Origin of the sequence: Alteromonas sp. KS69, assembly GCF_003989595.1 — a bacterium.
Classification (GTDB): Bacteria; Pseudomonadota; Gammaproteobacteria; order Enterobacterales; family Alteromonadaceae; genus Alteromonas; species Alteromonas naphthalenivorans.
Map to the genome: position 1 here is coordinate 140,543 of NZ_PYHU01000005.1, position 25,320 is coordinate 165,862.

Here is a 25,320-nt window from a genome sequence, read left to right on the forward strand (position 1 = left end):
GCTTACTACTTTTGACTAATTCAAGTGTCAAAAAATGCACCGAAAACAAATTAAATCACTACACATCAACAACTTAAAAAGTTGGCACATCTCTCGCAATATCTTCTGTAACCGGTAAACATCCTTTCTATCGGTTTTGTTTGTTCGTTCTTAAAATAAAAAAATCAGAGGAATATTAAAATGTTAAAAGAGTATGCTGTTGCATTAGTACTATCTACCGCTACCCCTGTTGCTGCTGATAAGCAAGAAGGCGCTAACCAAGCCCCTGAGCAGCAAAAAGAGTCTGTTACTCAACCTCAAAGCTACCGCCCTAAAACCGGCAATGGCTACGGTGTAGGCTTATAATAGCCTTCAAGAATTCCAAAAAAGAGAGTATAGACTCTCTTTTTTTATGCCTGCAATTTAGCTGTGCACTAAATGTATAGCCTCAATGAGAAATAGAGAGGGTTAACCCCTTTAACCACAACAGGGCTTCTATAGCCGTTCTATTGTCTTTCTTTAGTCTTTATCTAATCGTTCTCTAACCGCTCTCTAGCCAATCCGTAGCCGTTTAAGCTTCTACCATCAAATTATTAAATCCTACCGCTCTGCGCCAATGTATATGTCTGGCAATACCAAACATAGGGAATACAAAAGGCCCTATCACTAAAGCAAGCACTGCCCAATATTTGGCATTCATTCCCCACTTTACAGCCTCTACATAAAAGAAAGCACTGCTTAACAGGCTTATCGATATTAAAACAAACAAGACACTCTCCTACTTAGCTCACTCTTAAGGGAAATAAAAAAATCTTTTAAATATAACGCCAATATTTTGACTGGTATTTTTTTAAGCCGCAGAATTGTACTGATAATTGACTAGCAAACCAGCAAAATTACTTATTACACACAAAAAAGCCGGGAACCTTCATTTCAGGCTCCCGGCTTTTTATCTGTAGCTTACATGTTAGTAAAAGGTGCTATTATCTTCAGCCATTTTCACCAATACATCTGCAGGTGCGAATTTGTCACCCACAGTGCTAGCGTAATGATTCAAACGCTCAACAACATGCTTAATTCCCAGTGTGTCCATATAACGGAAAGGTCCGCCTAGGAAAGGTGGGAATCCGATACCAAAGATAGCACCAATGTCGCCATCACGGGCATTGCGAATAACACTCTCGTCTAGACAACGAGCGGCTTCATTAAGCATCATAAGAACGCAGCGTTCAGCCACTTCTTTTTCACTTAATTTCGTTGACGGTGTTAAGCCCAATAACGAGTAGATACTTTCATCTACTTCTTTACCTGGCTTCTTACCTTCATAGCTGTAAAAACCTTTTTGGTTCTTTTTACCTTTACGACCATCAGCCAGTACTTTATCGAAAGCTGAAGGCGCCGTAAAACGCTCTCCAAAGGCCTCTACAAGGAAAGGAATGATCTTAGTACCAACATCAATGCCTACCTCATCAAGTAACTTCACAGGTCCAACTGGGAAGCCAAACTTAACTAGGGACTTATCAATGTGCTCAATAGGCTCACCAGCAAGAATTAAGCTTGCCGCTTCATTCATGTAAGGGGCTAAAATACGGTTAACATAAAAGCCTGCGCCGTCTTTAACAACGACGGGTGTTTTGCCCTGCTTTTTCGCAAACTCGACGGTAGATGAAATAACCTGATCCGACGTAGTTTCATGAGCGATAACTTCGGCTAATGGCATTTTATCTACAGGTGAAAAGTAATGAAGACCAATCACGTTTTGAGGACGAGCTGCTTTGGCAGCAATTTGGGTAATTGGAATAGAAGAAGTGTTAGAGGCAAAGATGGTGTTCTCTTTGCAGTTTTCTTCAATATCCGCGACCATTTTTTGCTTAAGATCTAAATCTTCAAATACCGCTTCAACCACAATGTCGGTATCTTGGTAGCCGCTATAATCTAAGGTGCCAGTGATAAGCGACAGCTGCTTTTGCATTTCGCTACTACGCATGAAGCGCTTCTTCACTTTCTTATTTAAAATGTCGTAGCTGTATTTCATCGCGTTAGCAATGCCTTCAGGGCGAACATCTTTAATACGAACAGGCACGCCAGCTTTAGTAGAGGTTACAAACGCGATACCGCCGCCCATTAATCCGCCGCCGAGTACGCCAACCTTTTTCATCTTCTCTGGCGCTACGCCTTCAATACCGTTTTCTTTCTTCATATCGGTAGTCGCGAAGAAAATCTGACGCAATTGAAAAGATTCTGGTGTCATCACCAACTTTCCGAATGCTTCAGCTTCGGCTTTAAGGCCCGCTTCAATGCCATCACGCATGCCAGTTTCGATGACATCAATGATGTAACCTGGCGCTGGATAGTTACCTTTGGTTTTAGCAAACGTTGCTTCGCGGGCCTTTTTGAACATCATACCGCGGCCTGGGCCGGTATTTTCAAGCATTTTGTCCATTACGCTTTTTTGCGGCGCTTCACGCTCAGGCTTACGCTTAAGGGCGAACTGCTCTGCCACTTTTAGTAACACGCTATGCGGTACTACATCATCAACAATGCCGTACTTTTTAGCTTGCTTGGCGCGCGCTGGCGCACCAGTAAGCATCATTTTCATGGCTTGCTGTATACCAATCAAACGAGGTAATCGCTGCGTTCCACCACTACCTGGCAATAGACCAAGTTGAACTTCAGGCAAACCTACCTGAGTGCTCGGTGAATCGGTACAAATTCGATAGTGACATGCTAGGGCAAGCTCTAGACCACCGCCCAATGCTGGGCCATTTATGGCTGCAACAAAAGTTGCTTTCATGCGTTCAATACGGTCAAAAATAGCTTGGCCGCCAGCCGCGATGGTGGTGGCATCTTCTGCAGTATTACACGCTGCCAACATACTTATATCGGCACCGGCTACAAACGAATTTGCTTTACCACTTACCAGCACTACACCTTTAATACTGGTATCAGCATCAATGTCATCCAGCATGGCAGATATTTCATCGCCAAAAGCGGCTTTTAGCGTATTCATAGACTCACCAGGTACATCCATGGTGAGTATGGCAACGCCATTGTCTTGCTTGGTTAACGTAAAGGCACCAGATGTTGCTTGAACGTCATTTGTCATTGTTGTGTCCTGACTCATATTATTCTGTCTCCACAATCATAGCTGCACCTAAACCACCCGCTGCACAAGCGGTTAGTAGACCAGTACCACCACCGCGACGGTTAAGTTCGTTAAGCATTTGGGTAATCATTCGCGTGCCTGTTGCCGCAAACGGGTGACCGTAAGCAATAGAACTTCCCATAACGTTAAATTTGTCCATGTCGATTTCACCGGTAGCTTTTGCACGACCAAGTTTTTCTTGGGCAAATTTATCGCTGGCGAACATTTTTACGTTCGAAAGTGTCTGTGCGGCAAAAGCTTCATGCATTTCGATAAGCGTAATATCGTTTAATGTCATGCCTGCGCGATCTAGCGCAATTGGCGTGGCGTAAGATGGCCCCATCAGCATGTCTTCCCATACATCAATGGCTGAGAAGGCATAACTCTTAAGGTAACCTAATGGCTTATAACCCAATTCTTTAGCACGGCTTTCCGTCATCATAATAACGGCTGAAGCACCATCAGTTAGCGGAGTAGCGTTCGCTGCCGTTACTGTACCGTATTTTTTATCAAAAACAGGGCGAAGTTTGGCATAGCCTTCAAGCTTAGAATCGAAACGTACGTTGTTATCGCGAGATAACGCGCCTTTATACGGTTCTGCGTAAGCGGTCATTACTTCACTGTCTAACTTACCCTCTTCCCAGCTTTGCGCGGCAAAACTGTGTGAACGATGCGCAAGTGCGTCTTGTTCTTCACGTGAGATATGGTGGGATTTCGCCATTTGCTCAGCCGTTTGTCCCATAGACAAACCTGTTGAGTATTCTGCAACCGCTGGCGGCACAGGCGCTAAATCTTTAAGGCCTAAACGCTTAAAGATATTAAACTTCTGACCCAAAGTTTTAGTTTTTTGAAGATCGACCAATGCGCGTGCTAGGTTTTTAGATACACCAATTGGCGATACAGACGTAGAGTCCGCACCACCAGCAATACCTACCTGAACGTGGCCAGCCATCATACTTTCGGCAATATTAACGGTAGACTGGAAGCTGGTTGCACATGCACGAGAGACGCTGTAAGCATCAGTATGCACATTCATACCAGTACCCAATACGATTTCACGGGCGATATTCGGCGCTTCAGGCATTTGAACAACCTGACCATAGACAACCTGATCAACCCATTCTTTTTGAATGCCATGGCGAACGAGCAGTTCGTTTACGACCATTTTACCTAAATCGACAGCGGGAACACCGTGGAAGTATGTCGCCATTTTTGCAAACGGAGTACGTAACCCCGCCACAATGGCGATACGATCACCCTCGCGGGTAGTAACAGATTGTCTTGTTGACATAATGCACCTAAATTAAGGACCACGGGAAATAAGTGGTCTGACCTGTAATAAACCCAATTTTTACAAACAATGAACAAAATAGCAAATTATCAACGTTCACGGACAGTTTTCAGCCTATTTGTGTCGAATAATCGTCGCCTATCTGAAAATTAGATGTTTTTAACGACTTGAACTAGACGACAAGGGAACCATATAAGAAAAACATAGTCTGTTTTATGCCAATTTATCTACTCGTAACATACATTTGGGCGAGTTAATTGGTTTACTTTTCCTGATAACTAGAATTTCAACGGAATAATTGCATTATGGCAGCGGAACAATTTCAGCAACTGCAGAAGTATTTAGACCAGCAAATCATTGGTCAAAGTGCACTTACCAAAAGCCTCCTTATTGCGCTTTTAGCTGATGGGCACCTTTTAGTAGAAGGGCCTCCAGGTCTTGCAAAAACCAGAGCAATTAACGCGCTTGCTAATGGTATCGACGGTGACTTTCATCGCGTTCAGTTTACCCCTGATTTACTGCCTGCTGATTTAACCGGCACTGATATTTATCGCCCTGAAACCGGTGAATTTGTTTTTCAAAAAGGCCCCCTATTTCACAACTTAGTATTAGCCGATGAAATTAACCGTGCTCCAGCTAAAGTACAATCGGCACTGTTGGAAGCCATGGCTGAGCGCCAAATAACGGTAGGCAGCAAGACCTACCCGCTTCCTCCTTTATTCTTGGTAATGGCGACACAGAACCCTCTAGAACAAGAAGGGACTTACCCACTACCAGAAGCTCAGCTCGATCGCTTTTTGATGCACGTCGATATTGATTATCCAGATGCCGAAACAGAGTTAGAGATTTTGCGATTGACCCGTGGTGAAGCATTATCAGTACCGCCAGTAACGCCGCCTAAATTAACCCAGCAAGATATCTTCTCTTCACGTAAAGAGGCGCTAGCACTACATATGGCGCCCGAACTTGAGCAGTATTTAGTGCAATTGGTGATGGCGACCAGACAGCCAGCTAAATTTGACGCCAACCTTGCCGAATGGATTGCGATGGGTACTAGCCCTCGTGCCACCATTAGTTTAGACAGATGCGCACGCGCACATGCGTGGTTAAGTGGCAGAGATTTCGTTGGCCCTGATGATATTCAAGCGGTGGTACATAATGTACTTCGCCATCGCATTATTTTGTCTTATCACGCAGAAGCACAAGGCATTACTATGAATGATGTGCTTAACCAAATTGTTGCTACCGTAGCTGTTCCATAAACGATGAGTGATGTTCATTCGCAGTTAGCGTTACTGCAAACCAACGGGGTTAATTTGTCTACTGCTGAACTATTGCGGTATCAGCAGTTGGCAAAATTATTTAGTCTTGCGCCCAAGCGTTCTCCTCAAGCCCGACTTGCTGGCAGCTATTTAACCAAGCACAAGGGTCGCGGCATGGAGTTTGACGAAGCGAGACATTATCAGCCCGGCGACGACATTCGTGCGATCGACTGGCGAGTTACCGCCCGTACCGGTAAAACCCACACCAAAATATATCGTGAAGAGCGAGAACGCCCTGTATTTTTGTTTTGCGACTTCTCGCCGTCAATGATGTTTGGCACACGATTACTGACTAAATCTATGCAGGTTGCCCACATCTGTTCGTTGATAAGTTGGTCTGCGGCAGCCCATGGCGATAAAGTAGGTGCCTTGTTATTTAACCAAAGCCAGCATAAAGAAGTGAAGCCCCTTGCTCGAAAACGAGCTGTTTTGCACATTTGTCACGAATTGATGGATTTACATGCTACTAGCCATGAGCAGGTAGCGAGTAATGAGGCTGATGTCCAAGCCTTTGCCGATGCGTGTGCTCGACTTCGTCGGTTAGCTCGCCCCGGTAGCCTAGTATACCTACTGTCTGATTTTCAGCATTTAGGCAGTGCAGCACAGCAGCATTTAAGTCAGCTTTCACGTCATTGTGAAGTGAGAGCAATTATTGTCGACGATCCTATTGAGCATACACTGCCTCAAACTCGCTCCATTCAACGGGTAAGCGTTTCCGATGGCATTAACCAACAACGATGGCTATTAGGTGACAGAAAAGAAGAAGATACCTATCAACGTTGGCGTGAACAACAAAACAGTGCAATGGAACAATCGCTTAAACAAGCAAATATTTCTCGTTACCATATTTCTGCGGGACTGCCTCTTGATACCCAAATTCAAGGCATGCAACAGGAGCGCTTTTGATGCAATCAGCCCAAGGTATGTCGCAAACCGATCCTCTTGCACAGCTTAAAGATATACACGTTCCTAACAATGTAGACATCTGGCCTCTGGACTGGGGCTGGTGGTGCTTAATTGCGTTATTTTTAGCAGGCACAATAAGTCTCATTATTTATCTTGTTAAAAAGCGTAAATTCAACAAGCCTCGTCGCGATGCACTAAAACTGCTTGGAAGTATCTCATCTTTAGATGAAAACTGGCCTATGCAAATCAATAGTGTACTAAAACGTACCGCCGTGACCTATTTCAAACCACAAGAAGTAGCAGGGCTTTATGGGAACAGTTGGCATGATTTTCTATTGAATACGCTGCCAGAAAGACGCAAAAATACTATGAGCGACTCACTATCAACGCTGCATTCGCAGCAGTACGCGCCCAAATGTGATAACAAGCATTTTAACGAATGTAGTAAAGCAGCAATTGCGTGGGTGAAACACTTTAACGTCACCTCGCCTTCTAATAATAAGAGATTGCGCGCTTCACAGCAGCCATCATCGTTTGAACAGCAAAAAGGTAAGGAGGCAACCCATGCTTGAGTTCGCATGGTGGTGGGCTTTGTTCCTACTTCCCCTTCCTATACTGGTTCGATATTTAGTGCCCGCGAAACCCCAGCACGTAATGGCTGCCCTACAAGTGCCTGCTTTAAGGCCGGGTATTCAAGACACTCCCTCACCGCTTAAAAGCAGCAAAATCCCGGTGGTTATTGCATCGCTAATTTGGCTCTGCGTGGTAATTGCAGCGGCACGCCCTCAATGGTTGGGAGAGCCCATAAGCATTCCGAGTGAAGGCAGAGAGATGATGTTGGCGGTAGATTTATCCGGCAGTATGAAAATTGATGACATGGAGTTAAATGGCAGGCAAGTGAATCGACTGACCATGACAAAGTCTGTGCTGTACGATTTTATCCAGCGCCGCGTGGGTGACCGTTTAGGCTTAATATTGTTTGCCGATACAGCCTACCTTCAAGCGCCACTCACTTATGACAGAGATACAGTTTCGACTTTACTTAGCGAATCTGTGATTGGTTTGGTGGGAGAGCAAACCGCTATTGGCGATGCTATTGGTTTGGCTGTAAAACGATTTGATGAAAAAGAAGAGTCAAACAATGTACTTATTTTGCTTACCGATGGACAAAACACCGCTGGTTTTATTACTCCTGAGCAAGCAAAAGAGTTGGCGGTAAATAAAAAAGTGAAGGTTTACACCATTGGCGTAGGCGCAGATAAAATGCTTATTCAAAGTTTCTTTGGTAGCCGACAGGTGAACCCCTCGCAGGAGTTAGATGAAGACATGCTTAGTGACCTTGCTACCTCTACAGGCGGGCAATACTTCCGCGCTAGAGATGTAAATGAATTAGAAGCCATTTACGCAAAGTTAGATGCATTAGAACCTATACAGGGTGAAGCACGCAAAATGCGGCCACTTACCGCTCTTTTCTACTTTCCATTGGCGGTAGCCTTAGCTTTATCTACCTTATGGGCATTAGTAATGATTGGAAGTACATTGATTAAATCACTGTCACGCACACCTCTTTCATCAAGCGATAAAAAGGAAAGTGTGTAATGGAAGACTTTATTAACAATGTCCATTTTTTGCGACCCGAGTGGTTTATAGCACTTATTCCCGCGCTTATACTCTATATAGCTCTTAAGCGAAATACGTCGAAAAAGTCGGGCTGGCAGTCGGTTATACCCTCACATTTATACCAGCATATGGTGATAGGGAAATTTACGAAAGGGCAGAAGCCCCCATTCTGGCTGCTTGCATTAGGATGGTTGCTAGCGGTTGTTGCCTTAGCAGGCCCAACATGGGAACGCCTCCCCCAACCGGTTTATCAACTGAAAATGGGCCATGTCATCGTGATGGACATGTCTCTGTCGATGCGTGCTACCGACATTACCCCAGATAGACTTACCCGTGCAAAATACAAAGCCATCGATCTTGTAAATCAAATAGGCGAAGGCGAAATGGGTTTAGTGGCTTATGCGGGAGACGCGTTTGTAGTGAGTCCACTCACTCAAGATGCAGCCAATATCACTACCCTGCTTCCAAGTCTATCGCCTGAAATCATGCCCGTTCCTGGTAGCGACCCTTTGTTAGGTATTGAAACCGCAGCTGAGTTATTAACGAACGCTGGCTACGGTAAAGGTATGATCTACTGGATAACCGATGGCGTTGACTTTCGCCAGCAACAAGAACTACAAGAATACGTGGCCGAATTACCTTTCACCTTAAATGCGCTGGCGGTAGGAACAGATGACGGAGCTCCTATTAGGCAGATAACAGGTGAATTACTTAAAGACAGAAGTGGCGCTATTGTGATCCCTAAACTTAATAGCAGTGCAGTCAATGCCGTTGTAAGAGCTAGCGGCGGTAAATTTAGTGAAATCACCACTAATGATAACGATATTACTTCACTCGCTTCCTTGTCGTTACTTGATAGAGACGGCGAATCTGAGGAAGGTGCGAGTGATACCGAAGGCGACCAATGGCGCGAATTTGGCCCCTATCTATTATTGGGTTTACTTCCCTTAATAGCCCTTGGGTTTCGGCGAGGTTTAGTGTTTGCAGTCATAGCAGCCATCTACATGCCGATGAGCAGTGAATCTGTGATGGCGCAATCTGTCGCCCAAGAACCGCCGTCAGAGAATTCGACGTCCTCGTCAGTGTCGTGGTGGGAAAAACCTTTTTTAAATGCCAATCAAGAAGGGTTAGCAAACTACGCTGATAACGCATTTGATGAAGCCGCCTCTACTTTTGAAGACCCTGCGTGGCAAGGCGCGGCACATTACAAAGCCGGCGACTACGAACAGGCACTTGCCGCTTATCAACAACAAGGCGGTATTGAAGGTTTGTACAACCAAGGCAATGCATTGGCTCGCCTGGGCAAGCTAGATGAGGCCATCGCCAAATATGATGAAGTGCTATCACTAGATGCTAATTATCAAGATGCTGCAGAAAATAAAGCGTTATTGGAACAGTTGAAGCAGCAACAAGAAGAACAAGAACAGCAAAATCAAGAAAATCAGCAATCGAATGAGGGTGACAACCAACAAGATTCTGGCGAAGGTGAAAATCAAGAAGGTAGCGACGATAATAGCCAAGATAGCCAAAGTAATGATGGTTCAAACAGTGAAGACTCATCTGAAGAAAATGGCGAGCAGAACGCGTCTGATAATCAAAATGCTAGTGATGAAAGTGATAGCCAAAATGACCCCCAATCTTCACAAAATGAAGGGGGTGAACAAGATGATAGTCAGAACCAAAATGAGTCGGACGCGCAAGATGGTGCCAACGGTGAAGAAAACGACAAAGAAGACTCAGGCACCCCACAAAATACTGGAAATGAAGAAGGTACAGATGAAACCCAGCAAGAAACCGATGCAGCCATGGCCCAAGCTGGTGAGATGACAGATGCTGAAAAAGAACAACAGCAACGTCTTGAAAATTTAATGCGCAGAGTACCAGATGACCCCGCGTTCTTATTAAAACGAAAAATGCAATTAGAAGCGCAGAAGCGCCAAAGACAACGCATGCCTTCAAATCGGAGTGATTGGTAGATGAAAGCAATTTTATTCACTACAACCCTTTTCTTACTTTTACGCAGCATGGTTGTGCTGGCAGATGTGACTTCGGTTGAAGCCACTATCGATAAAAATCCGGTTATGCTTGATGAGGCTATTCGGTTAACCGTTGTGGCAAATGGCGGCGCAGACCGTGAGTCTTTTGATAGCTCAATATTACTAAAAGACTTCGTTGTTGGTAGAACGTCGGTAAGCAGTCAAACATCTATTGTGAACTTCGACACCAAGAAAACCACTACCTGGACTACCACCTTGTTTCCGCGTAAAGAAGGTACCTTTACCATTCCGGCTATTAACATAGAAGGCAAACAATCTGCGCCTATGTCGGTGAGTGTTATTCCTGTTCAACAGTCTGATAATGTCGCGCGCGATTACTTTGTGACTACCGATATTGATTTAAAAGAAGCCTATTTAAACCAACAGCTTTTCTACACCATAAAACTGCATTTGGCGACGAATATTGAGCGCGGGAGTTTGCAATCACCCACCATGCAAAACGCCGAAATAAAGCAGTTAGGTGATGACAAACAATATACCGACATTGTAAATGGTAGACGTTACCAAATTATCGAACGCCAGTTTGCCATTGTGCCCCAAGCTTCAGGTGAATTTACCATTAGAGGGCCAGTTTTTACTGCAGAAGTGGCTGCCGCTAATACTAATCAGCGTTTTGGATTGTTCAACCGAACTCAGCAAGTTAACCGTGTTGGACCCGATATTACGGTAAATATTAAACCGATCCCCGCGGGTATTGATTACCCCTGGTTGCCATCTGAAATGGCACGGGTTGATGAAGAATGGCCCCAAGGTGATGCCTTTGTAGTCGGCGAGCCGATCACTCGCGTGGTCACGCTTACGGCACTAGGTGTAGTGGAAGAACAGTTACCAGAAATACCAGAGTTTTATCCTCCTCACTTTAAGTTGTATCCAGATCAATCCTCTACTACCACGGTAGAAAAAGACAGTACGCTGATTGCACAACGTAAAAGTTCACTGGCGGTGATCCCAACTCAAGCAGGTAGCTTTGTATTACCGGAAGTCACTATTCCTTGGTTTAATACCTTAACCGAACAGACAGAGTATGCGACTATCCCGGCCCGCACAGTCACCGTTCAGCCAGCCAACGTTCAACCAGATGCTGGTGCAACGTCACCTTCTATGCCTACACAGTCAGGTTTCGATAATCAATCGGCTAGTAACGCAACCTCAATGCCAGCTAATCAAGCTGGCCAAACTGAAAGTGATAGCGGGCTAAATAGTGAATCACAAAATTCAGTAGCCAATAATGGCGAAGCGCAAACTCCCCATTACTTAACTTGGCTATTTGCAGCCCTCTGGGTGATCACGGCTATCGCTTGGATAGCGACTTATCTAATGCAAAGAAAGCAAAAGCCAGATTATACGGCCACTTCCGCTAATACTTTTTCAGCAGCGAATTCAGGTGATGAAGCGGCGGCATTTAAGTCGTTAATGGCGTCAGTAAAAGCGAGTAATACATCGGCAATTGCACCAGCATTGCAAACCTGGTTGAAGTGTTTATATCCTAATCAAAGAGGGTTTATAAATCCATCCGACCACGGTGCAACTAGTGAGATTCAGCCTCATTTAAATGCATTGCAGCAAACGCGGTTTAGTCAGTCGAAAGGCGATTGGAAACCAGAATCGATGCAAAGTGCGATTAAAAACGCCAGAGATACTTGGTTAAAAAACAAGAAGTCTGGTAAAAATACCTTAACTAATTTGTACCCCTCTACCTAGATACTGCGCAAAGGAAAGGCGCTTTACTTGGACTGCTAGGCACGAGTGGCTTATCAATAAGCATTAACTCGTGCTAGGGGTACGAATTTAAAGAGAAAGCTAAAAAATAGACGGTAGCAATACTACCGCGACCACCTAACCAGGAGAACTCATGAAAGCACCACTGTTATCGTTATCCCCCATTGCTATTGCAATGCTTGGGCTAATGGCTTGTTCACCCGCATCAGAAACGAGCCAAACCGCCAAGCAACCGGCCCCAGCAATAGAAACTGAAACTCAAACTGACTCCGCACGGGTTAATGCTTTTTTTGAGCGTACTTTCGAAGAAGACCTTAAAAGCTCGCCTATGTTTCAAAGCTATTTAGGCATTAAGTGGGACTACGACAAGTGGAATGATGTTTCTGAGGAGCAAAAAGAAAAGAACATTGCTAAGGCCAAAAACCGCCTTGAAACTATTGAAAGTTTCGATACGACTAAGCTGAACGAGCAAGAAAAATTAAGCCTTCGTTTGTATAAATTAGGTATTGAAAGAGATTTAGCTAACGACGAGTTTCGTCATCATAGCTATGTCGTACACCAATTTCGTGCCGCGCATACTCAAGTCCCTAGTTTCCTTATCAATATACACAGCGTAAAAAGCAAAGAAGACGCCCAAGCTTATATAAGCCGTTTAGACAATGTGAGCGAGTATTTCAAACAAGTCATTAGTCAGATGAAGCTACGTGAGCAAGCTGGCGTATTTCCCCCTGCTTGGGCTTATGATCAGATGATTGCTGCATCACAGAACGTGGTGACAGGCGCCCCTTTTGATACCAGCGATACGCCTTCCACTATTTGGGAAGACTTTAATGCCAAGGTTGATAACCTTGAGCTTGATGATGTAGAGAAAACAACCTTGTTGGGTGAAGCAAAAGCTGCGCTAGTTACTTCTGTTATGCCGGCTTACAAAGACTTTATTCAAGAATTAGAACATCAAAAAACCATTACCCCTGAAGGTGATGGTGTATGGCGCTTGCCTGATGGCGATAAATGGTATCAGAACCGCTTAAACTGGTTTACTACCACTGATTTAACCGCCGATGAAGTGCATCAGATAGGCCTTGAGAATGTTGAGCGTATTCATACAGCTATGCGCGATATTATGAAAAAGGTGGAATTTGAAGGCACGTTGCAAGAGTTCTTCGTATTTATGCGTGAAGATGAACAATTTTATCTTCCTGCCACTGAGGCCGGACGTCAGCAATATTTAGATGACGCAACGAAAGCCATTGACGATATGCGCGAAGCACTACCAGATTACTTTGGCATTCTTCCTAAAGCCCCTATGGTGGTTAAACGTGTTGAAGCGTTCCGTGAGCAATCAGCCGGTAAGGCGTTTTACCAAAGCCCTGCGCAAGATGGCAGCCGCCCAGGCACTTATTACGCAAACCTTTACGACATGAGCGCAATGCCAACCTATCAACTAGAAGCATTGGCGTACCATGAAGGTATTCCAGGTCACCATATGCAACGCGCAATAGCACAAGAGCTTGAGGGTGTGCCTCAGTTCCAAAAATTCTTAAGCTTTACAGCCTACACCGAAGGTTGGGGGCTTTATTCCGAAGAGCTTGCTAAAGATATGGGCTTCTACCAAGACCCTTACTCTGACTTTGGCCGCCTTGCGATGGAATTATGGCGTGCATGCCGACTGGTTGTTGATACCGGTATTCATGCTAAAAAGTGGAGTCGCGAAGAAGCGGTAACTTACTTAGTTGAAAATACGCCTAACCCACAATACGATGCACAAAAAGCGATTGAGCGCTATATCGCCATGCCGGGTCAAGCAACAGCCTACATGATTGGTAAGCTCAAAATCATGGAGCTTAGAGAAAAAGCAATGACTGAGCTAGGTGATAATTTCGACTGGGCCGGTTTCCATGATGAAGTACTTAAACATGGCCCTGTTCCGCTTTCAATTTTAGAAGAAAATATCAACAATTGGATAGCCAGTAAAAAAGTTAGCTAGTTGTGTATTTCAAAATTAAACGGGTTCTAACATTAGACGCGTTTGTTATTAAATCCGCTTTCTACGCAATTTAATAACCTCTAGCAATGAAACTTAAAGCAGCCTTAAGGATAACCTTCCGGCTGCTTTTTTGTGTCATAATTAACAAAATTAAAAAAATGTGGGATTTTTTATGTTTGCACGAAATAGATCTGGAAGCAGTCAGGTCTTATCCAACATGAAAGCAAAACACAAACGATACGAAGCGCTCGTCAATGCGTTTCACGCAGATATATTCCGCTATGCATACTGGCTGGTTAAAGACCGCTCGGTTGCGGAAGATATTGTGCAAGAAACCTTTTTAAGAGCATGGCGCTCACTCGACTCACTCAACGATGAAAAAGCGGCCAAATCATGGTTAATTACCATATTGCGCCGTGAAAATGCGCGTCGTTTCGAACGTAAGCAATTTGATACTGTCGATATCGATGATGTGTCGGTGCATGATGAAACCCAAGATGCAGAAGGCGATGTACAAGACAGAGAGCTACATCGTTTGTTAGGCGGACTAAGCGACGAATATCGTGAGCCTCTGGTCTTGCAGCTTATATTTGGTTTTAGCGGTGATGAAATATCACAGCAACTGAATTTGAATAAAAATACCGTGATGACGCGATTATTTCGAGCAAGAAACCAATTGAGAGAGGCGTTAGAAAGGCAAAATGAACAGAGAGGTCAGGCAAATGGATGAATTAGAATTTAGGCGTCGAATTTACGCCGATCCAGAAACCACTGACAGTGATGTTATCGCCGCAGCGAAAGCTGATGAAAACAAACGTAAATTCTGGAACGAACAAAAGCAATTCGATAAGCAGTTAAAACAAGCTGTAAAAGTAGACGTGCCTGAAGATTTAAAGCACAAACTTATTTGGCAGCAATCGGCGAACGAATTTGCAAGCTACCAGAAGCGTAGTCGCTGGTATGTGGCTATGGCCGCTAGTATTGCCTTTACGGTGGGGATAGGTTTTACTATGTGGTATCACCAGCCGGTTAGTATTGGCGGGCAGGCACTTGCTCACATGCAATACGCAGAGACTGAGCGAGCGCATACGTTATTGCCTGTAGATTTAGAGCAAGTTAATGCAAAACTAGCCAGTTTTGGTGGCAGTTTTACAGACATGATTGGTGATGTTGAAGTGGTTAACTACTGCCACTTAAGTACGGTAAGAAGTTTGCATCTTATTGTTGATACCCCGCAAGGGAAAATGTCAGTGTTTATCGTGCCCGAGCGCGGTGATGTGAGAGTACCGGCTGAGTTTGAAGACAAGCAATATCATGGCGAAAGCATAAAAATGCATCACGCCAATATTATGGTGGTTGGTAATAAAGACGCTGACTTAACTGAAATGAAAAAAGCCATTACCGACAGAATTCACTTTTCTGCTTAGCTTATTCTATTTTAGCTTTGGCTGTTTTAGCTTAGGTTGAATAGCTTAACGGTATCCACTATACCCACCTTTTTCAATCGGCCCTTGCGGCCGATTTTCTATACTTAAGTATAAGATAAAATATAGTTATCTGGCCCAGTATATTTAAACACTGCGCAGTTTACTTTATACTATTGTCTAATAATAATAACATTTGGTGTCGTTTTTCTTCCCTAGCGCCCGTCTAGAGTAGATAAGAAAACGAGTATTACCCTATGAATATACGCTTTAGTAGTGCGGCTTCCCCTCTTTTCTACTTCTTTTTTCAGAAGACACGCCTCTGTTTTTTCGCAGTCCTGCTCTCTCTTACTTCAGTTAATGCGGTTGCTAATAACTTTCAAATCGAAGAAGAAAAGTTTCGCCAATTAGGCAATCTTGTCAACACTGTTATGTACATGTGGAACAGCTCTTCTGGGATGAGTAACGATGAGATCATTCCTCTGGTTGAAAAGAGCGGAATTCAACAGGATTCATCAGAGATTGGCAAGGTAATCAAAACCGTTCTTTATCACTTAGACAGTTCCCTATCTACTCCAGATTCAAAACTTCCCTTAAATTTGGTTGAGGAAGCATCGCCAGCTGATTGGGCGTATCTCAAGAATATTAATGTAAGCCGGTATTTTGCTTTAAAAGCCGTCTTCATTATGTATAAAACTGCGAATGCGCATTTAGAAACGAGTGAACGTTTAGAATATAGTATTCCCCTACTCTATTCGCTCAAACAAGAAGCCCTAAAAACCACAAATCATCATGCGGTCGCCATTGCAAGCATCTGGCTTGCAATGGAATATTCCGAAATAAATCAAATGAAAGCAGTCGTGGAAATTGAATATGCACTGCCTTTCTTGAAACATTTTGATAAAGAGTACAACCTAGAAACTGCACTTAATAAAAGAACGGCGCATTCATGGCTCGCCGATGCTTATACTAATATGGATGTTTATAGTCGCGCTGTCGCTCACCAGAGATTCGTCATAGAAGATAGCCACGAACATGACATTGCGACGTCCTACGTATATGTTGGAATTATCAATAGTCTAAACCACTTACAAAGATTCGACGATGCTTTCACATTGGTGGAGGAGGCTGAGCAAGTTTCTAACGAAAATCGAAGTGTTCAACAAACGCTATTCAGTTTATGGTTAAAAGTCAGTGTTTACCTTCACAGAGATAAACAGGGCGATCGTGAGAAAATAGCCGCGCTAACTGAAAACTTATCTCACTTTGAGGGCACTACACTCCCCACTAATATAAATTTAGTGCCCGTATTATCGGCTCTTAAAGCAACTTATTTGGCCCTTGAAGGCAGCGACGCTAATTTCGAAGAGGCCATGAATTTGTTAACGTCGGATTTTGACTCACAAGCTAAGCGTTCTTCCTACAGTAGGTCTATTTTACTTAACAAGCATACCCTTCTTAGAGATTTATTTACGTTAAGAGGCCATTTTAAGAAAGCGCTTTACCACCAGCATCAGTACGATTTTCTGAAAAGCCAGCCCAATAGAGCATATATACACTTGGATGAGTTAAGTATCGATTCACCGTTGCAACGAGACATCACCATTAACAAGTTGCAAGAAATGGCACGACTAAAAGACAAACAAACCTTAAAGTTAAAAGCGGAGCGATTCCAAGCCCTCACTTTTGCGTTAGCTGCCCTGATGTCGACGTTTTTACTTTTCTGGTTTTGGCGTGAACAGCGTTCGCGTGCTCAAGCCAGTGAAATTGACGAGCTAACAGGCGCCCTTTTTCGACGTGCTATGTTCAAAGAAATCGCAAAACCTATGTCCAACAAAATTGCATCCTGTTTAGTGCTCATCGACCTAGACCACTTTAAACAAGTCAATGACAGATATGGTCATGTGGTTGGGGATGAAGTACTAACAAAATTTGGGCAAGTTGTTCGCCAGCGTATTAGAAAGACAGATAAGTTCTGCCGCTATGGCGGTGAAGAGTTTTTGTTATATTTGCACGATACAACAGAAGAAAACGCGAATGCCTTGCTTGAAGACATAAAGAAATCGTTAGAGAGCAATAAGAATTGGTCAGCAACTGACTCTACATTTAGTGCTAGCTTTTCTGCCGGCGTCATTCAGGTAAAAGGCGAGCGTAATATCAATAAGATTATTAAGGCATGCGACAATTTACTCTATCGCGCTAAAAGTACCGGCAGAGGTAAGATAGAAACCATGTCGTTCCCCGCTTATTTGAATGAAAACATATAAAATCAACGTCCATTTCGGCCTTGATAGGTTTCTACATTTAGAAAACTTTATTGGGGTTTGCACGTATCCAACATATGCAAGGTTAATGACTTACGTAGAGAGTCTTTGCTATTGATGGTAGCATTGCATGAAAAAACATAGGGAATTTATATGGCCACGGGTACGATCATTTCATTGGGACTCTATTTTGCTGTCATGCTGGGTATCGGTCTTTTCGCTTACCGCCAAACAGATACTAATGTAGAAGGTTACATGTTAGGTGGCCGGCAACTCGGTCCAGCCGTCACTGCATTATCAGCCGGTGCATCAGATATGAGCGGGTGGATGCTCATGGGCCTTCCCGGAGCAATGTATGTTTCAGGCCTTTCCGCGGCGTGGATTGCCGTTGGTCTTGTACTAGGCGCATTAGCTAATTACATCTTGGTTGCACCTCGTCTAAGGGTTTATACGGAGGTTGCGAATAACTCTATTACTCTTCCTGATTATTTTGAAAACCGCTTTGCTGACAACTCTCGATTACTTCGTGTTATTGCCTCGGTTGTTATTGTTATTTTCTTTACCCTTTATACCTCTTCAGGCGTAGTCGCGGGTGGAAAGCTATTTGAGACCTCATTCGGTCTTTCCTACGAAACCGGTTTGTATGTTACCGCAGGCGTAGTGGTTGCTTACACACTGGTAGGTGGCTTTATGGCAGTCAGTATGACTGACTTCGTGCAAGGCTGTATTATGTTTATATCACTAATACTTGTGCCAGCAGTGGTCATCACTGAATTAGGTGGTATAGGCGCTTCTATTGATGCACTTGATACTATTAACCCTGCCCTATTCAATGCTTTTATGGATGCATCTACCAATGAGGCTATCTCGGTAATCGGTATCATATCTTTGATGTCTTGGGGTGTTGGTTATTTCGGACAGCCACATATTATTGTACGTTTTATGGCAATTCGCTCTGTAGAAGATATTCCAACGGCACGAAGAATTGGCATGAGTTGGATGATAGTTTCTATTATTGGCGCGCTAATGACAGGCTTGTTTGGCCTAGCCTATGTGACGGGCAATGGGAACAATATTGACCCTGAAACTGTCTTTATTTACTTATCTCAAATCCTCTTCCACCCACTAATTGGTGGCTTCTTGCTAGCAGCTATTCTCGCTGCCATCATGAGTACTATTTCATCTCAGCTGTTAGTAACATCAAGTTCATTAACTAACGATTTTTACCAGACTTTTGTTCGACGTGATGCGTCTGATAAGGAATTGGTCATTGCCGGTCGCGTTAGCGTGGTGGCGGTCGCCCTTGTTGCAATCTTCTTAGCTTACGACAGAGACAGCAGTATTCTTGATTTAGTGAGTAATGCGTGGGCTGGTTTCGGTGCGGCATTTGGTCCACTGGTATTATTCAGCTTGTTCAAGCGTGAAATGACCCGTCGTGCTGCCCTTGGCGGCATGATTGTGGGTGCGGTTACCGTATTATTATGGATTTACCTACCGGTAACTATTAACGGAGAATCGTTAGGAAGCTGGATGTACGAAATTGTGCCTGGGTTCATCCTATCTAGTCTGACCATTATAATATTGAGCAAATCAGGTACGCCTCGAGAAGGGGTGCTTGAAACCTTCGATGCGTTTCAAAAGAAACTTGAATCACATAGATAGTCGATAGGAAATTATATAAAGCCCCGTTTTACGGGGCTTTTTTGTAGGTTTCACCCGTTAACAATTGCACTATTTTCTGACAATTAGAGTATGTAACACCGGCGACCTTTGACTGAAAATTCGGCGCTTATGCCAAAATTGTATGACAGTTTTATTTCTTGGAATAAGGCAGCTATTTTAAATAGCTAAATCGCATACTACATTAGTAAATAAATGTGTTATTGTTCTATGCATAAAAATAACTCGTATATAACTTAATCTTATATAACATAAATCGGACTCGAAAATGACTGCAAGTATCCCGTCTGTTACGCATCTGAAACAACTCGAAGCCGAGAGTATTCAAATTTTCCGTGAAGTTGCTGCGGAATTTGATAATCCGGTAATGCTTTATTCTGTTGGAAAAGACTCTTCGGTGTTGTTGCATTTAGCGCGCAAAGCTTTTGCCCCTGGTAAAATTCCATTTCCATTGCTTCACGTAGACACTACGTGGAAATTCCAGGAAATGATTGAGTTTCGTGACCAGCAAGCCAAGAAACATGGTTTCGATTTGCTAGTACACATTAATGAAGAAGGTGTTGAACAAGGCGTAGGCCCGTTCTCACATGGTTCAGCAAAGCACACTGATATCATGAAAACTGCTGCACTTAAGCAAGCATTAAACAAATATAAGTTTGATGCTGCCTTTGGTGGTGCACGTCGTGACGAAGAGAAATCTCGTGCGAAAGAGCGTGTTTACTCATTTCGTGATAGCAACCACCGTTGGGATCCTAAAAACCAACGTCCTGAGCTTTGGAACATCTACAACTCTCAAGTTAACCCAGGTGAAAGCATTCGTGTATTCCCTATGTCTAACTGGACTGAGCTTGATATCTGGCAGTACATTTACCTAGAAAACATCGACATTCCTCAGCTTTACTTATCGAAGCCTCGCCCTGTTGTAGAGCGTGATGGTGTATTGATTATGGTTGATGACGAACGTATGCCAATGAACGAAGGCGAAACGCCTGAAATGCGTTCAGTACGTTTCCGTACGCTAGGTTGCTACCCACTAACGGGTGCTGTTGAATCTACTGCGGCTACCTTGCCAGAAGTTATTCAAGAAATGCTACTGACTAAAACCTCTGAGCGTCAAGGCCGCGTGATCGATCACGATAGCTCTGGCTCTATGGAGAAGAAGAAAATGGAAGGGTATTTCTAATGGCCACCGACAACGTTGTTTGGCACAAGCATGAGGTGAATAAAACCACCCGCGCTGCAAAGCTGAATCAATCGCCTCGCCTGTTCTGGCTTACCGGCCTAAGTGGTTCTGGTAAGTCAACTCTGGCCAACTTGCTTGAGAAGAAGCTTCACGAGCAAGCTAAGCACACTTACCTATTAGATGGTGACAATGTGCGTCATGGCTTATGTGGCGACTTGGGCTTTAGCGATAAAGACCGTGTAGAAAACATTCGCAGAATCAGTGAAGTAGCAAAACTATTTGTCGATTCTGGCACGCTGGTATTAACAGCGTTCATCTCTCCTTTTAAAGCGGATCGCGACTATTGCCGTGGTCTTTTAGAAGACGGTGAGTTCGTTGAAGTGTTTATCGACACACCTATCGAAGTGTGTGAAAAGCGCGACCCGAAAGGGCTTTATAAAAAAGCGCGTAGCGGTGAGATTAAAGATTTCACTGGTATCGACTCTGCTTATGAAGCACCGGAAAAGCCTGAGATACATTTAACGTATCAAGATGAACCTGCAGAGCAAACTGCTGAACGCTTATATGCGTTACTGCAAGAAAAAGGACTTGTGTAATGGCCCAGGCTAATACAATGACTAATACACTGGCACAAACCATTCTTCGCATTGCTAAAGAAGCAGGCGATAAGATAATGGCGATTTACGATAAAGATTTCGCTATTTACGAAAAACAAGATACCAGCCCGCTAACCGAAGCTGACTTAGCGGCGCACAACGTAATTGTTGATGCCCTTGGAAAAGAATCTGACCTTCCTATTTTATCTGAAGAGTCGGCAGACATTTCATGGGATGAGCGCAAACAATGGCAGTCTTATTGGCTTGTTGATCCGCTTGACGGCACGAAAGAATTCATTAAAAAGAATGGTGAATTCACCGTGAACATTGCGTTGATTGAAGACGGCAAACCTACCATGGGTGTGGTGTACGCACCGGCACTTAACAAAAGCTATGTAGGTATTGTAGGTGAAGGCGCATGGACTGAAGTAGACGGCGAATTTACTGCTATTTCTGCACGCAAGCACGATGGTGCTGAAGTATGGAAAATAGTAGGTAGCCGCTCTCACCAAAGCCCTGAAATTCAAAATTTACTGTCTCAACTAGAGGGTGAAACTGAATTAGTGGCCATGGGTAGTTCATTAAAGTTATGCCTAGTGGCTGAAGGTGAAGCTCACCTTTATCCTCGCTTAGGCCCAACTTCCGAATGGGACACAGGCGCAGCTCATGCTGTAGCCCTAGCCGCAGGTGCCAATGTGACTGTGCTAGACCCGAACGATCCGTTAAATGACAACGCCGACGCTCTTACTTACAACCAAAAAGAGTCTGTGTTAAACCCCTTTTTCCTTGTGAGCGCATAACATGAACAACGAAAACAATTTATTAAAGCAAGACATACTGTCTTACCTTGAGCAACACGAACAAAAAGACATGCTACGTTTCCTTACATGCGGAAGTGTAGATGACGGTAAAAGTACCCTAATCGGTCGCCTACTTCATGACTCAAAAATGATTTATGAAGACCAACTTGCTGCCATTACTAAAGACAGCAAAAAGTCAGGTACAACTGGCGAGAAAGTCGATTTAGCCTTATTGGTTGATGGCCTTCAGTCAGAACGTGAGCAAGGTATTACGATTGACGTAGCGTACCGCTACTTCTCTACTGATAAGCGTAAGTTTATTATTGCTGATACTCCAGGACATGAGCAGTACACACGTAACATGGTAACTGGCGCATCTACATGCGACCTTGCCATCATACTTGTTGACGCCCGTGGCGGTGTAAAAGTACAGACTAAGCGTCACTCATTCCTAGTATCTTTGTTAGGTATTAAGCACGTTATTGTTGCTATCAACAAAATGGACTTGATGGATTACTCTGAAGAAGTGTACAACCAGATCAAGCAAGACTATCTGAAGTTTTCAGAGCAATTGGATATTCCAGATATTCAATTCGTACCACTTTCTGCACTTGAAGGTGATAACGTAGTAAACGTGAGCGAACACACACCATGGTTCGATGGTATTCCGCTTATGCAGATGCTAGAGAACACAAAAATTGGTGAAGACGATAATCATGATGATTTCCGTTTCCCTGTTCAATACGTTAACCGCCCTAACCTAGATTTTCGTGGGTTTGCCGGTACGGTGGTATCTGGTCAAATTGAACCAGGCGACGAAGTAACTGCTCTTCCTTCTGGAAAAACGTCGAAAGTAAAATCGATTGTGACTTTTGAAGGCGACCAAGAGCGTGCTTATGTACCTCAAGCGGTTACCCTTACACTGGAAGATGAAATTGATATTTCACGTGGCGACATGATTGTTAAATCAGGTAACTTGCCACTACTTTCTACCCAATTTAAAACACATTTGGTATGGATGGACGAAGAGCCACTTATGCCAAACAAGCAGTTCTTGTTTAAGTTTGCGACCAAGTCAACGACAGGTGTTGTGTCTCATATCGATAACCAAATTGATGTGAACACCCTTGAAGAAAAAGACGCGATGCACCTTAACTTGAATGAAATTGGTGTGGTAGATGTGAAATTTACCCAAACCGTAGCGTGCGACCCGTACAAGCGTAATCGCCCTACTGGTTCTTTCATCGTTATTGATCGCATGACTAACAGTACTGTTGGTGCAGGTATGATCATTGATGAACTTGCTAAAGATGCACAACACGCTTCTCCAGACTTCTCAGAGTTTGAATTAGAGTTTAATGCACTAGTACGTAAGCACTTCCCTCATTGGAGCGCTGTGGACATTAGCAAGCTGTAAAAGCAGGACTGGAAAATATATGGATATTAACCAGTTTATCGTGCTGGCGATTTTCGCCAGCACGATTTTTGCGCTGATTTTTTCAAATCAGCGCCCGTCTACTGTTTTTTCAGGCGCCGTGTTATTACTATTGGTATCTCAGCAGTTGTCGCTTGACGACATTTTGCTGAACTTAACCAACAAAGGGTTAATAACCCTTGTCTTGCTACTGCTAGTCAGCAGTGCAATTGATAAAACTGCGTTAATAAAGCGTATTGGTAGAAAGCTAGTGAGTACGAGCTTCTCTAAATCATATTGGAAATTGTTTTCACTCACCTTCATTTCTTCAGCGCTATTAAACAATACGGCTATTGTGGCCAGCCTTATAGGCCCTATTAAGCAGAATCAATATCACCCTGCTTCGCGCTTACTTATTCCGCTTTCCTATGCCGCCATACTCGGTGGAACAGTCACCCTAATTGGTACCTCCACCAACTTAATTGTAGATAGTTTCTTGCAAGAGCATGGTCATCCTGGGTTTAACTTTTTTGACTTCACGCTATATGGGCTAGTAGCCGGTTTAAGCTGCGGCGTACTGATGTTTTTGCTTACACCATTACTACCTAATATTGCGAACAAGAATGACAACTACCAAGAGTACATGGTAGAAGCGAAAGTAAATTCGGGTTCAGAACTCATTGGCAAAACCGTTGAGCAAAACCACCTTCGTAACTTACCTGAATTATTTTTGGTTGAAGTGGTTCGTGACGGGAACCTTATTTCTCCCGTAGGCCCCGACCTAGTGATTGCTGAAAACGATAAACTTATCTTTACCGGCAATGTGCAAAAGCTTGATAACTTAAGCCACATAAAAGGGTTAACCACCTTTGCCGAAACCGATGGCATTTTGCGTGAAAGCTTAACCGAAGTGGTGGTAGCAAACCGCGCTCAAATTATTGGACAAACCATAAAAAACCTCGGTTTTAGGGCTTTGTTCGATTCAGCCGTAGTGGCTATTCGCCGTGATGGCGAGCAGCTATCAGGCAAGCTCGGTGAAATAAAACTTAAAGCAGGTGATTTCCTATTACTTGCCGCTGGCCCAGATTTCAATACGCGACAAAATTTAAGTAAGAACTTCTTTATATTGTCTGAGCAAAAAATCTCTCGCCCGCTTACCAACCGACAGGAATGGATAACCCTTGGCGGTTTCCTTACCGTTGTGACATTAGCCGCGGCAGATATTATTTCACTCGCAATCGGGCTGTTGTTTTTGGCGGCCGTATTGATTGGCTCAAAGGTAACGAACAACGGTGAGATGAAGCGTAATTTACCGCTGAACCTTATTATTGTTATTGTTGGAGCATTAAGCTTAGCCACCTCATTAGAGTCGTCGGGCGTTATTGCCATTTCTACTGCGCAATTGATTCCCTACTTAGCCGACACCAATTGGTTTATTGCGTTAATTGTAGTGTATTTTACTACCCTACTATTAACCGAATTTGTGACCAACAACGCAGCAGCGGCGCTCATGTTCCCCTTCGCATATGGGCTGGTTGAAATAATAGGCGCACCGCTTATGCCATTCGCCTTAGCGGTTGCCTTTGCGGCAAGTGCTAGCTTTATTTCGCCGTTTGGATATCAAACGAACTTATTGGTGTTTAATGCGGCTAATTATAAATTTAGCCACTTTATACGAATAGGGCTACCTATCTCGTTACTGTATAGCGCTATCGTGCTGTGTTTATTGAACTTAACGTATTTAAGTCAGTAACGATAAACCGCTATTACTAAGTAGTAGCTATCCAATAGATGACGTTATCAAAAGGCCAGTATGTAATACTGGCCTTTTTACGTTTTTGGCATTGCTGTAAGTACAGTTGAGTTTCTCAGCTAGGCTCTCGACACAAGTTTTTACTAAAAAGAGGTACAGTTCTTTAACCCGCTCCTGTAC

20 protein-coding genes are annotated in these 25,320 nt (G+C 43.7%); 17 read left to right on the forward strand and 3 right to left on the reverse strand.

Annotated features, from left to right (window positions below; translation table 11 throughout):
• Positions 1–180: 180 nt before the first annotated feature.
• Positions 181–345 (forward strand): hypothetical protein, encoded by a 165-nt coding sequence (locus C7Y69_RS21500; RefSeq protein ID WP_167542083.1) that lies wholly within the window; start codon positions 181–183, stop codon positions 343–345.
• Between the two features lie 205 nt (positions 346–550).
• Here C7Y69_RS21500 and C7Y69_RS03965 read toward each other — a convergent pair whose 3' ends face one another.
• From C7Y69_RS03965 to fadI, 3 genes are all read right to left on the reverse strand, one after another.
• On the reverse strand, positions 551–748 hold the full coding sequence (locus C7Y69_RS03965) for a hypothetical protein (protein WP_126871891.1): 198 nt from the start codon (positions 746–748) through the stop codon (positions 551–553).
• A gap of 198 nt (positions 749–946) precedes the next feature.
• On the reverse strand, positions 947–3,085 hold the full coding sequence (gene fadJ / locus C7Y69_RS03970) for a fatty acid oxidation complex subunit alpha FadJ (RefSeq protein WP_126871892.1): 2,139 nt from the start codon (positions 3,083–3,085) through the stop codon (positions 947–949).
• A gap of 19 nt (positions 3,086–3,104) precedes the next feature.
• Positions 3,105–4,415 carry an acetyl-CoA C-acyltransferase FadI gene (gene fadI, locus C7Y69_RS03975; RefSeq protein WP_013784923.1) on the reverse strand — a complete coding sequence of 437 codons (1,311 nt, stop codon included), beginning with the start codon at positions 4,413–4,415 and terminating at the stop codon, positions 3,105–3,107.
• Between the two features lie 305 nt (positions 4,416–4,720).
• Here fadI and C7Y69_RS03980 point away from each other — a divergent pair, with 305 nt between their 5' ends.
• The 16 genes from C7Y69_RS03980 to C7Y69_RS04055 all read left to right on the forward strand — a co-directional run bounded on the left by C7Y69_RS03980 (position 4,721) and on the right by C7Y69_RS04055 (position 25,140).
• Positions 4,721–5,677, forward strand: a complete 957-nt coding sequence (locus tag C7Y69_RS03980) for an AAA family ATPase (RefSeq protein WP_057793039.1) — start codon at positions 4,721–4,723, stop codon at positions 5,675–5,677.
• 3 nt (positions 5,678–5,680) lie between these two features.
• Entirely contained in the window at positions 5,681–6,643 is a 963-nt protein-coding gene (locus tag C7Y69_RS03985; protein ID WP_126871893.1) for a DUF58 domain-containing protein, read from the forward strand.
• Positions 6,643–7,215 carry a DUF4381 domain-containing protein gene (locus C7Y69_RS03990; protein ID WP_126871894.1) on the forward strand — a complete coding sequence of 191 codons (573 nt, stop codon included), beginning with the start codon at positions 6,643–6,645 and terminating at the stop codon, positions 7,213–7,215. Before C7Y69_RS03985 ends, C7Y69_RS03990 begins: the two co-directional genes overlap by 1 nt.
• Positions 7,208–8,242: a vWA domain-containing protein gene (locus tag C7Y69_RS03995; protein WP_126871895.1), complete on the forward strand. Its 1,035-nt coding sequence runs from the start codon at positions 7,208–7,210 to the stop codon at positions 8,240–8,242. Before C7Y69_RS03990 ends, C7Y69_RS03995 begins: the two co-directional genes overlap by 8 nt.
• Positions 8,242–10,239 carry a vWA domain-containing protein gene (locus tag C7Y69_RS04000; protein ID WP_126871896.1) on the forward strand — a complete coding sequence of 666 codons (1,998 nt, stop codon included), beginning with the start codon at positions 8,242–8,244 and terminating at the stop codon, positions 10,237–10,239. Before C7Y69_RS03995 ends, C7Y69_RS04000 begins: the two co-directional genes overlap by 1 nt.
• Complete coding sequence (locus C7Y69_RS04005) at positions 10,240–12,021, forward strand: BatD family protein (protein WP_126871897.1); 1,782 nt, start codon at positions 10,240–10,242, stop codon at positions 12,019–12,021.
• 151 nt (positions 12,022–12,172) lie between these two features.
• The gene (locus tag C7Y69_RS04010) at positions 12,173–14,026 is read left to right on the forward strand and encodes a DUF885 domain-containing protein (RefSeq protein WP_126871898.1); all 1,854 of its coding nucleotides are present in this window, start codon (positions 12,173–12,175) and stop codon (positions 14,024–14,026) included.
• 172 nt (positions 14,027–14,198) lie between these two features.
• Entirely contained in the window at positions 14,199–14,756 is a 558-nt protein-coding gene (locus tag C7Y69_RS04015) for a sigma-70 family RNA polymerase sigma factor (protein WP_041452566.1), read from the forward strand.
• The gene (locus C7Y69_RS04020; protein ID WP_013784932.1) at positions 14,749–15,453 is read left to right on the forward strand and encodes a DUF3379 family protein; all 705 of its coding nucleotides are present in this window, start codon (positions 14,749–14,751) and stop codon (positions 15,451–15,453) included. Before C7Y69_RS04015 ends, C7Y69_RS04020 begins: the two co-directional genes overlap by 8 nt.
• Before the next feature lie 455 nt (positions 15,454–15,908).
• Positions 15,909–17,717 carry a GGDEF domain-containing protein gene (locus tag C7Y69_RS04025; RefSeq protein WP_185864137.1) on the forward strand — a complete coding sequence of 603 codons (1,809 nt, stop codon included), beginning with the start codon at positions 15,909–15,911 and terminating at the stop codon, positions 17,715–17,717.
• A 150-nt stretch (positions 17,718–17,867) separates the two neighbouring features.
• The gene (gene putP / locus C7Y69_RS04030) at positions 17,868–19,376 is read left to right on the forward strand and encodes a sodium/proline symporter PutP (protein ID WP_126871900.1); all 1,509 of its coding nucleotides are present in this window, start codon (positions 17,868–17,870) and stop codon (positions 19,374–19,376) included.
• Between the two features lie 286 nt (positions 19,377–19,662).
• The gene (gene cysD, locus C7Y69_RS04035) at positions 19,663–20,577 is read left to right on the forward strand and encodes a sulfate adenylyltransferase subunit CysD (protein ID WP_013784935.1); all 915 of its coding nucleotides are present in this window, start codon (positions 19,663–19,665) and stop codon (positions 20,575–20,577) included.
• A complete protein-coding gene (cysC, locus tag C7Y69_RS04040; RefSeq protein ID WP_126871901.1) occupies positions 20,577–21,173 on the forward strand; it encodes an adenylyl-sulfate kinase in 597 nt (198 codons plus the stop codon). The genes cysD and cysC overlap by 1 nt, the downstream gene beginning before the upstream one ends.
• Positions 21,173–21,973 (forward strand): 3'(2'),5'-bisphosphate nucleotidase CysQ, encoded by an 801-nt coding sequence (gene cysQ, locus C7Y69_RS04045; protein WP_013784937.1) that lies wholly within the window; start codon positions 21,173–21,175, stop codon positions 21,971–21,973. The genes cysC and cysQ overlap by 1 nt, the downstream gene beginning before the upstream one ends.
• Before the next feature lies 1 nt (position 21,974).
• Positions 21,975–23,390, forward strand: a complete 1,416-nt coding sequence (cysN, locus tag C7Y69_RS04050) for a sulfate adenylyltransferase subunit CysN (protein WP_013784938.1) — start codon at positions 21,975–21,977, stop codon at positions 23,388–23,390.
• A 19-nt stretch (positions 23,391–23,409) separates the two neighbouring features.
• A complete protein-coding gene (locus C7Y69_RS04055) occupies positions 23,410–25,140 on the forward strand; it encodes an SLC13 family permease (protein WP_013784939.1) in 1,731 nt (576 codons plus the stop codon).
• The last annotated feature ends 180 nt before the right edge of the window (positions 25,141–25,320 follow it).

Bases quoted from the DNA above. Each gene is read 5' to 3' on its own strand.
- C7Y69_RS21500 (WP_167542083.1), top strand. From the start codon at position 181: ATGTTAAAAGAGTATGCTGTTGCATTAGTACTATCTACCGCTACCCCT.
- fadJ (WP_126871892.1), bottom strand. From the start codon at position 3,085: ATGACAAATGACGTTCAAGCAACATCTGGTGCCTTTACGTTAACCAAG.
- fadI (WP_013784923.1), bottom strand. From the start codon at position 4,415: ATGTCAACAAGACAATCTGTTACTACCCGCGAGGGTGATCGTATCGCC.
- C7Y69_RS03980 (WP_057793039.1), top strand. From the start codon at position 4,721: ATGGCAGCGGAACAATTTCAGCAACTGCAGAAGTATTTAGACCAGCAA.
- C7Y69_RS03985 (WP_126871893.1), top strand. From the start codon at position 5,681: ATGAGTGATGTTCATTCGCAGTTAGCGTTACTGCAAACCAACGGGGTT.
- C7Y69_RS03990 (WP_126871894.1), top strand. From the start codon at position 6,643: ATGCAATCAGCCCAAGGTATGTCGCAAACCGATCCTCTTGCACAGCTT.
- C7Y69_RS03995 (WP_126871895.1), top strand. From the start codon at position 7,208: ATGCTTGAGTTCGCATGGTGGTGGGCTTTGTTCCTACTTCCCCTTCCT.
- C7Y69_RS04000 (WP_126871896.1), top strand. From the start codon at position 8,242: ATGGAAGACTTTATTAACAATGTCCATTTTTTGCGACCCGAGTGGTTT.
- C7Y69_RS04005 (WP_126871897.1), top strand. From the start codon at position 10,240: ATGAAAGCAATTTTATTCACTACAACCCTTTTCTTACTTTTACGCAGC.
- C7Y69_RS04010 (WP_126871898.1), top strand. From the start codon at position 12,173: ATGAAAGCACCACTGTTATCGTTATCCCCCATTGCTATTGCAATGCTT.
- C7Y69_RS04015 (WP_041452566.1), top strand. From the start codon at position 14,199: ATGTTTGCACGAAATAGATCTGGAAGCAGTCAGGTCTTATCCAACATG.
- C7Y69_RS04020 (WP_013784932.1), top strand. From the start codon at position 14,749: ATGGATGAATTAGAATTTAGGCGTCGAATTTACGCCGATCCAGAAACC.
- C7Y69_RS04025 (WP_185864137.1), top strand. From the start codon at position 15,909: ATGAGTAACGATGAGATCATTCCTCTGGTTGAAAAGAGCGGAATTCAA.
- putP (WP_126871900.1), top strand. From the start codon at position 17,868: ATGGCCACGGGTACGATCATTTCATTGGGACTCTATTTTGCTGTCATG.
- cysD (WP_013784935.1), top strand. From the start codon at position 19,663: ATGACTGCAAGTATCCCGTCTGTTACGCATCTGAAACAACTCGAAGCC.
- cysC (WP_126871901.1), top strand. From the start codon at position 20,577: ATGGCCACCGACAACGTTGTTTGGCACAAGCATGAGGTGAATAAAACC.
- cysQ (WP_013784937.1), top strand. From the start codon at position 21,173: ATGGCCCAGGCTAATACAATGACTAATACACTGGCACAAACCATTCTT.
- cysN (WP_013784938.1), top strand. From the start codon at position 21,975: ATGAACAACGAAAACAATTTATTAAAGCAAGACATACTGTCTTACCTT.
- C7Y69_RS04055 (WP_013784939.1), top strand. From the start codon at position 23,410: ATGGATATTAACCAGTTTATCGTGCTGGCGATTTTCGCCAGCACGATT.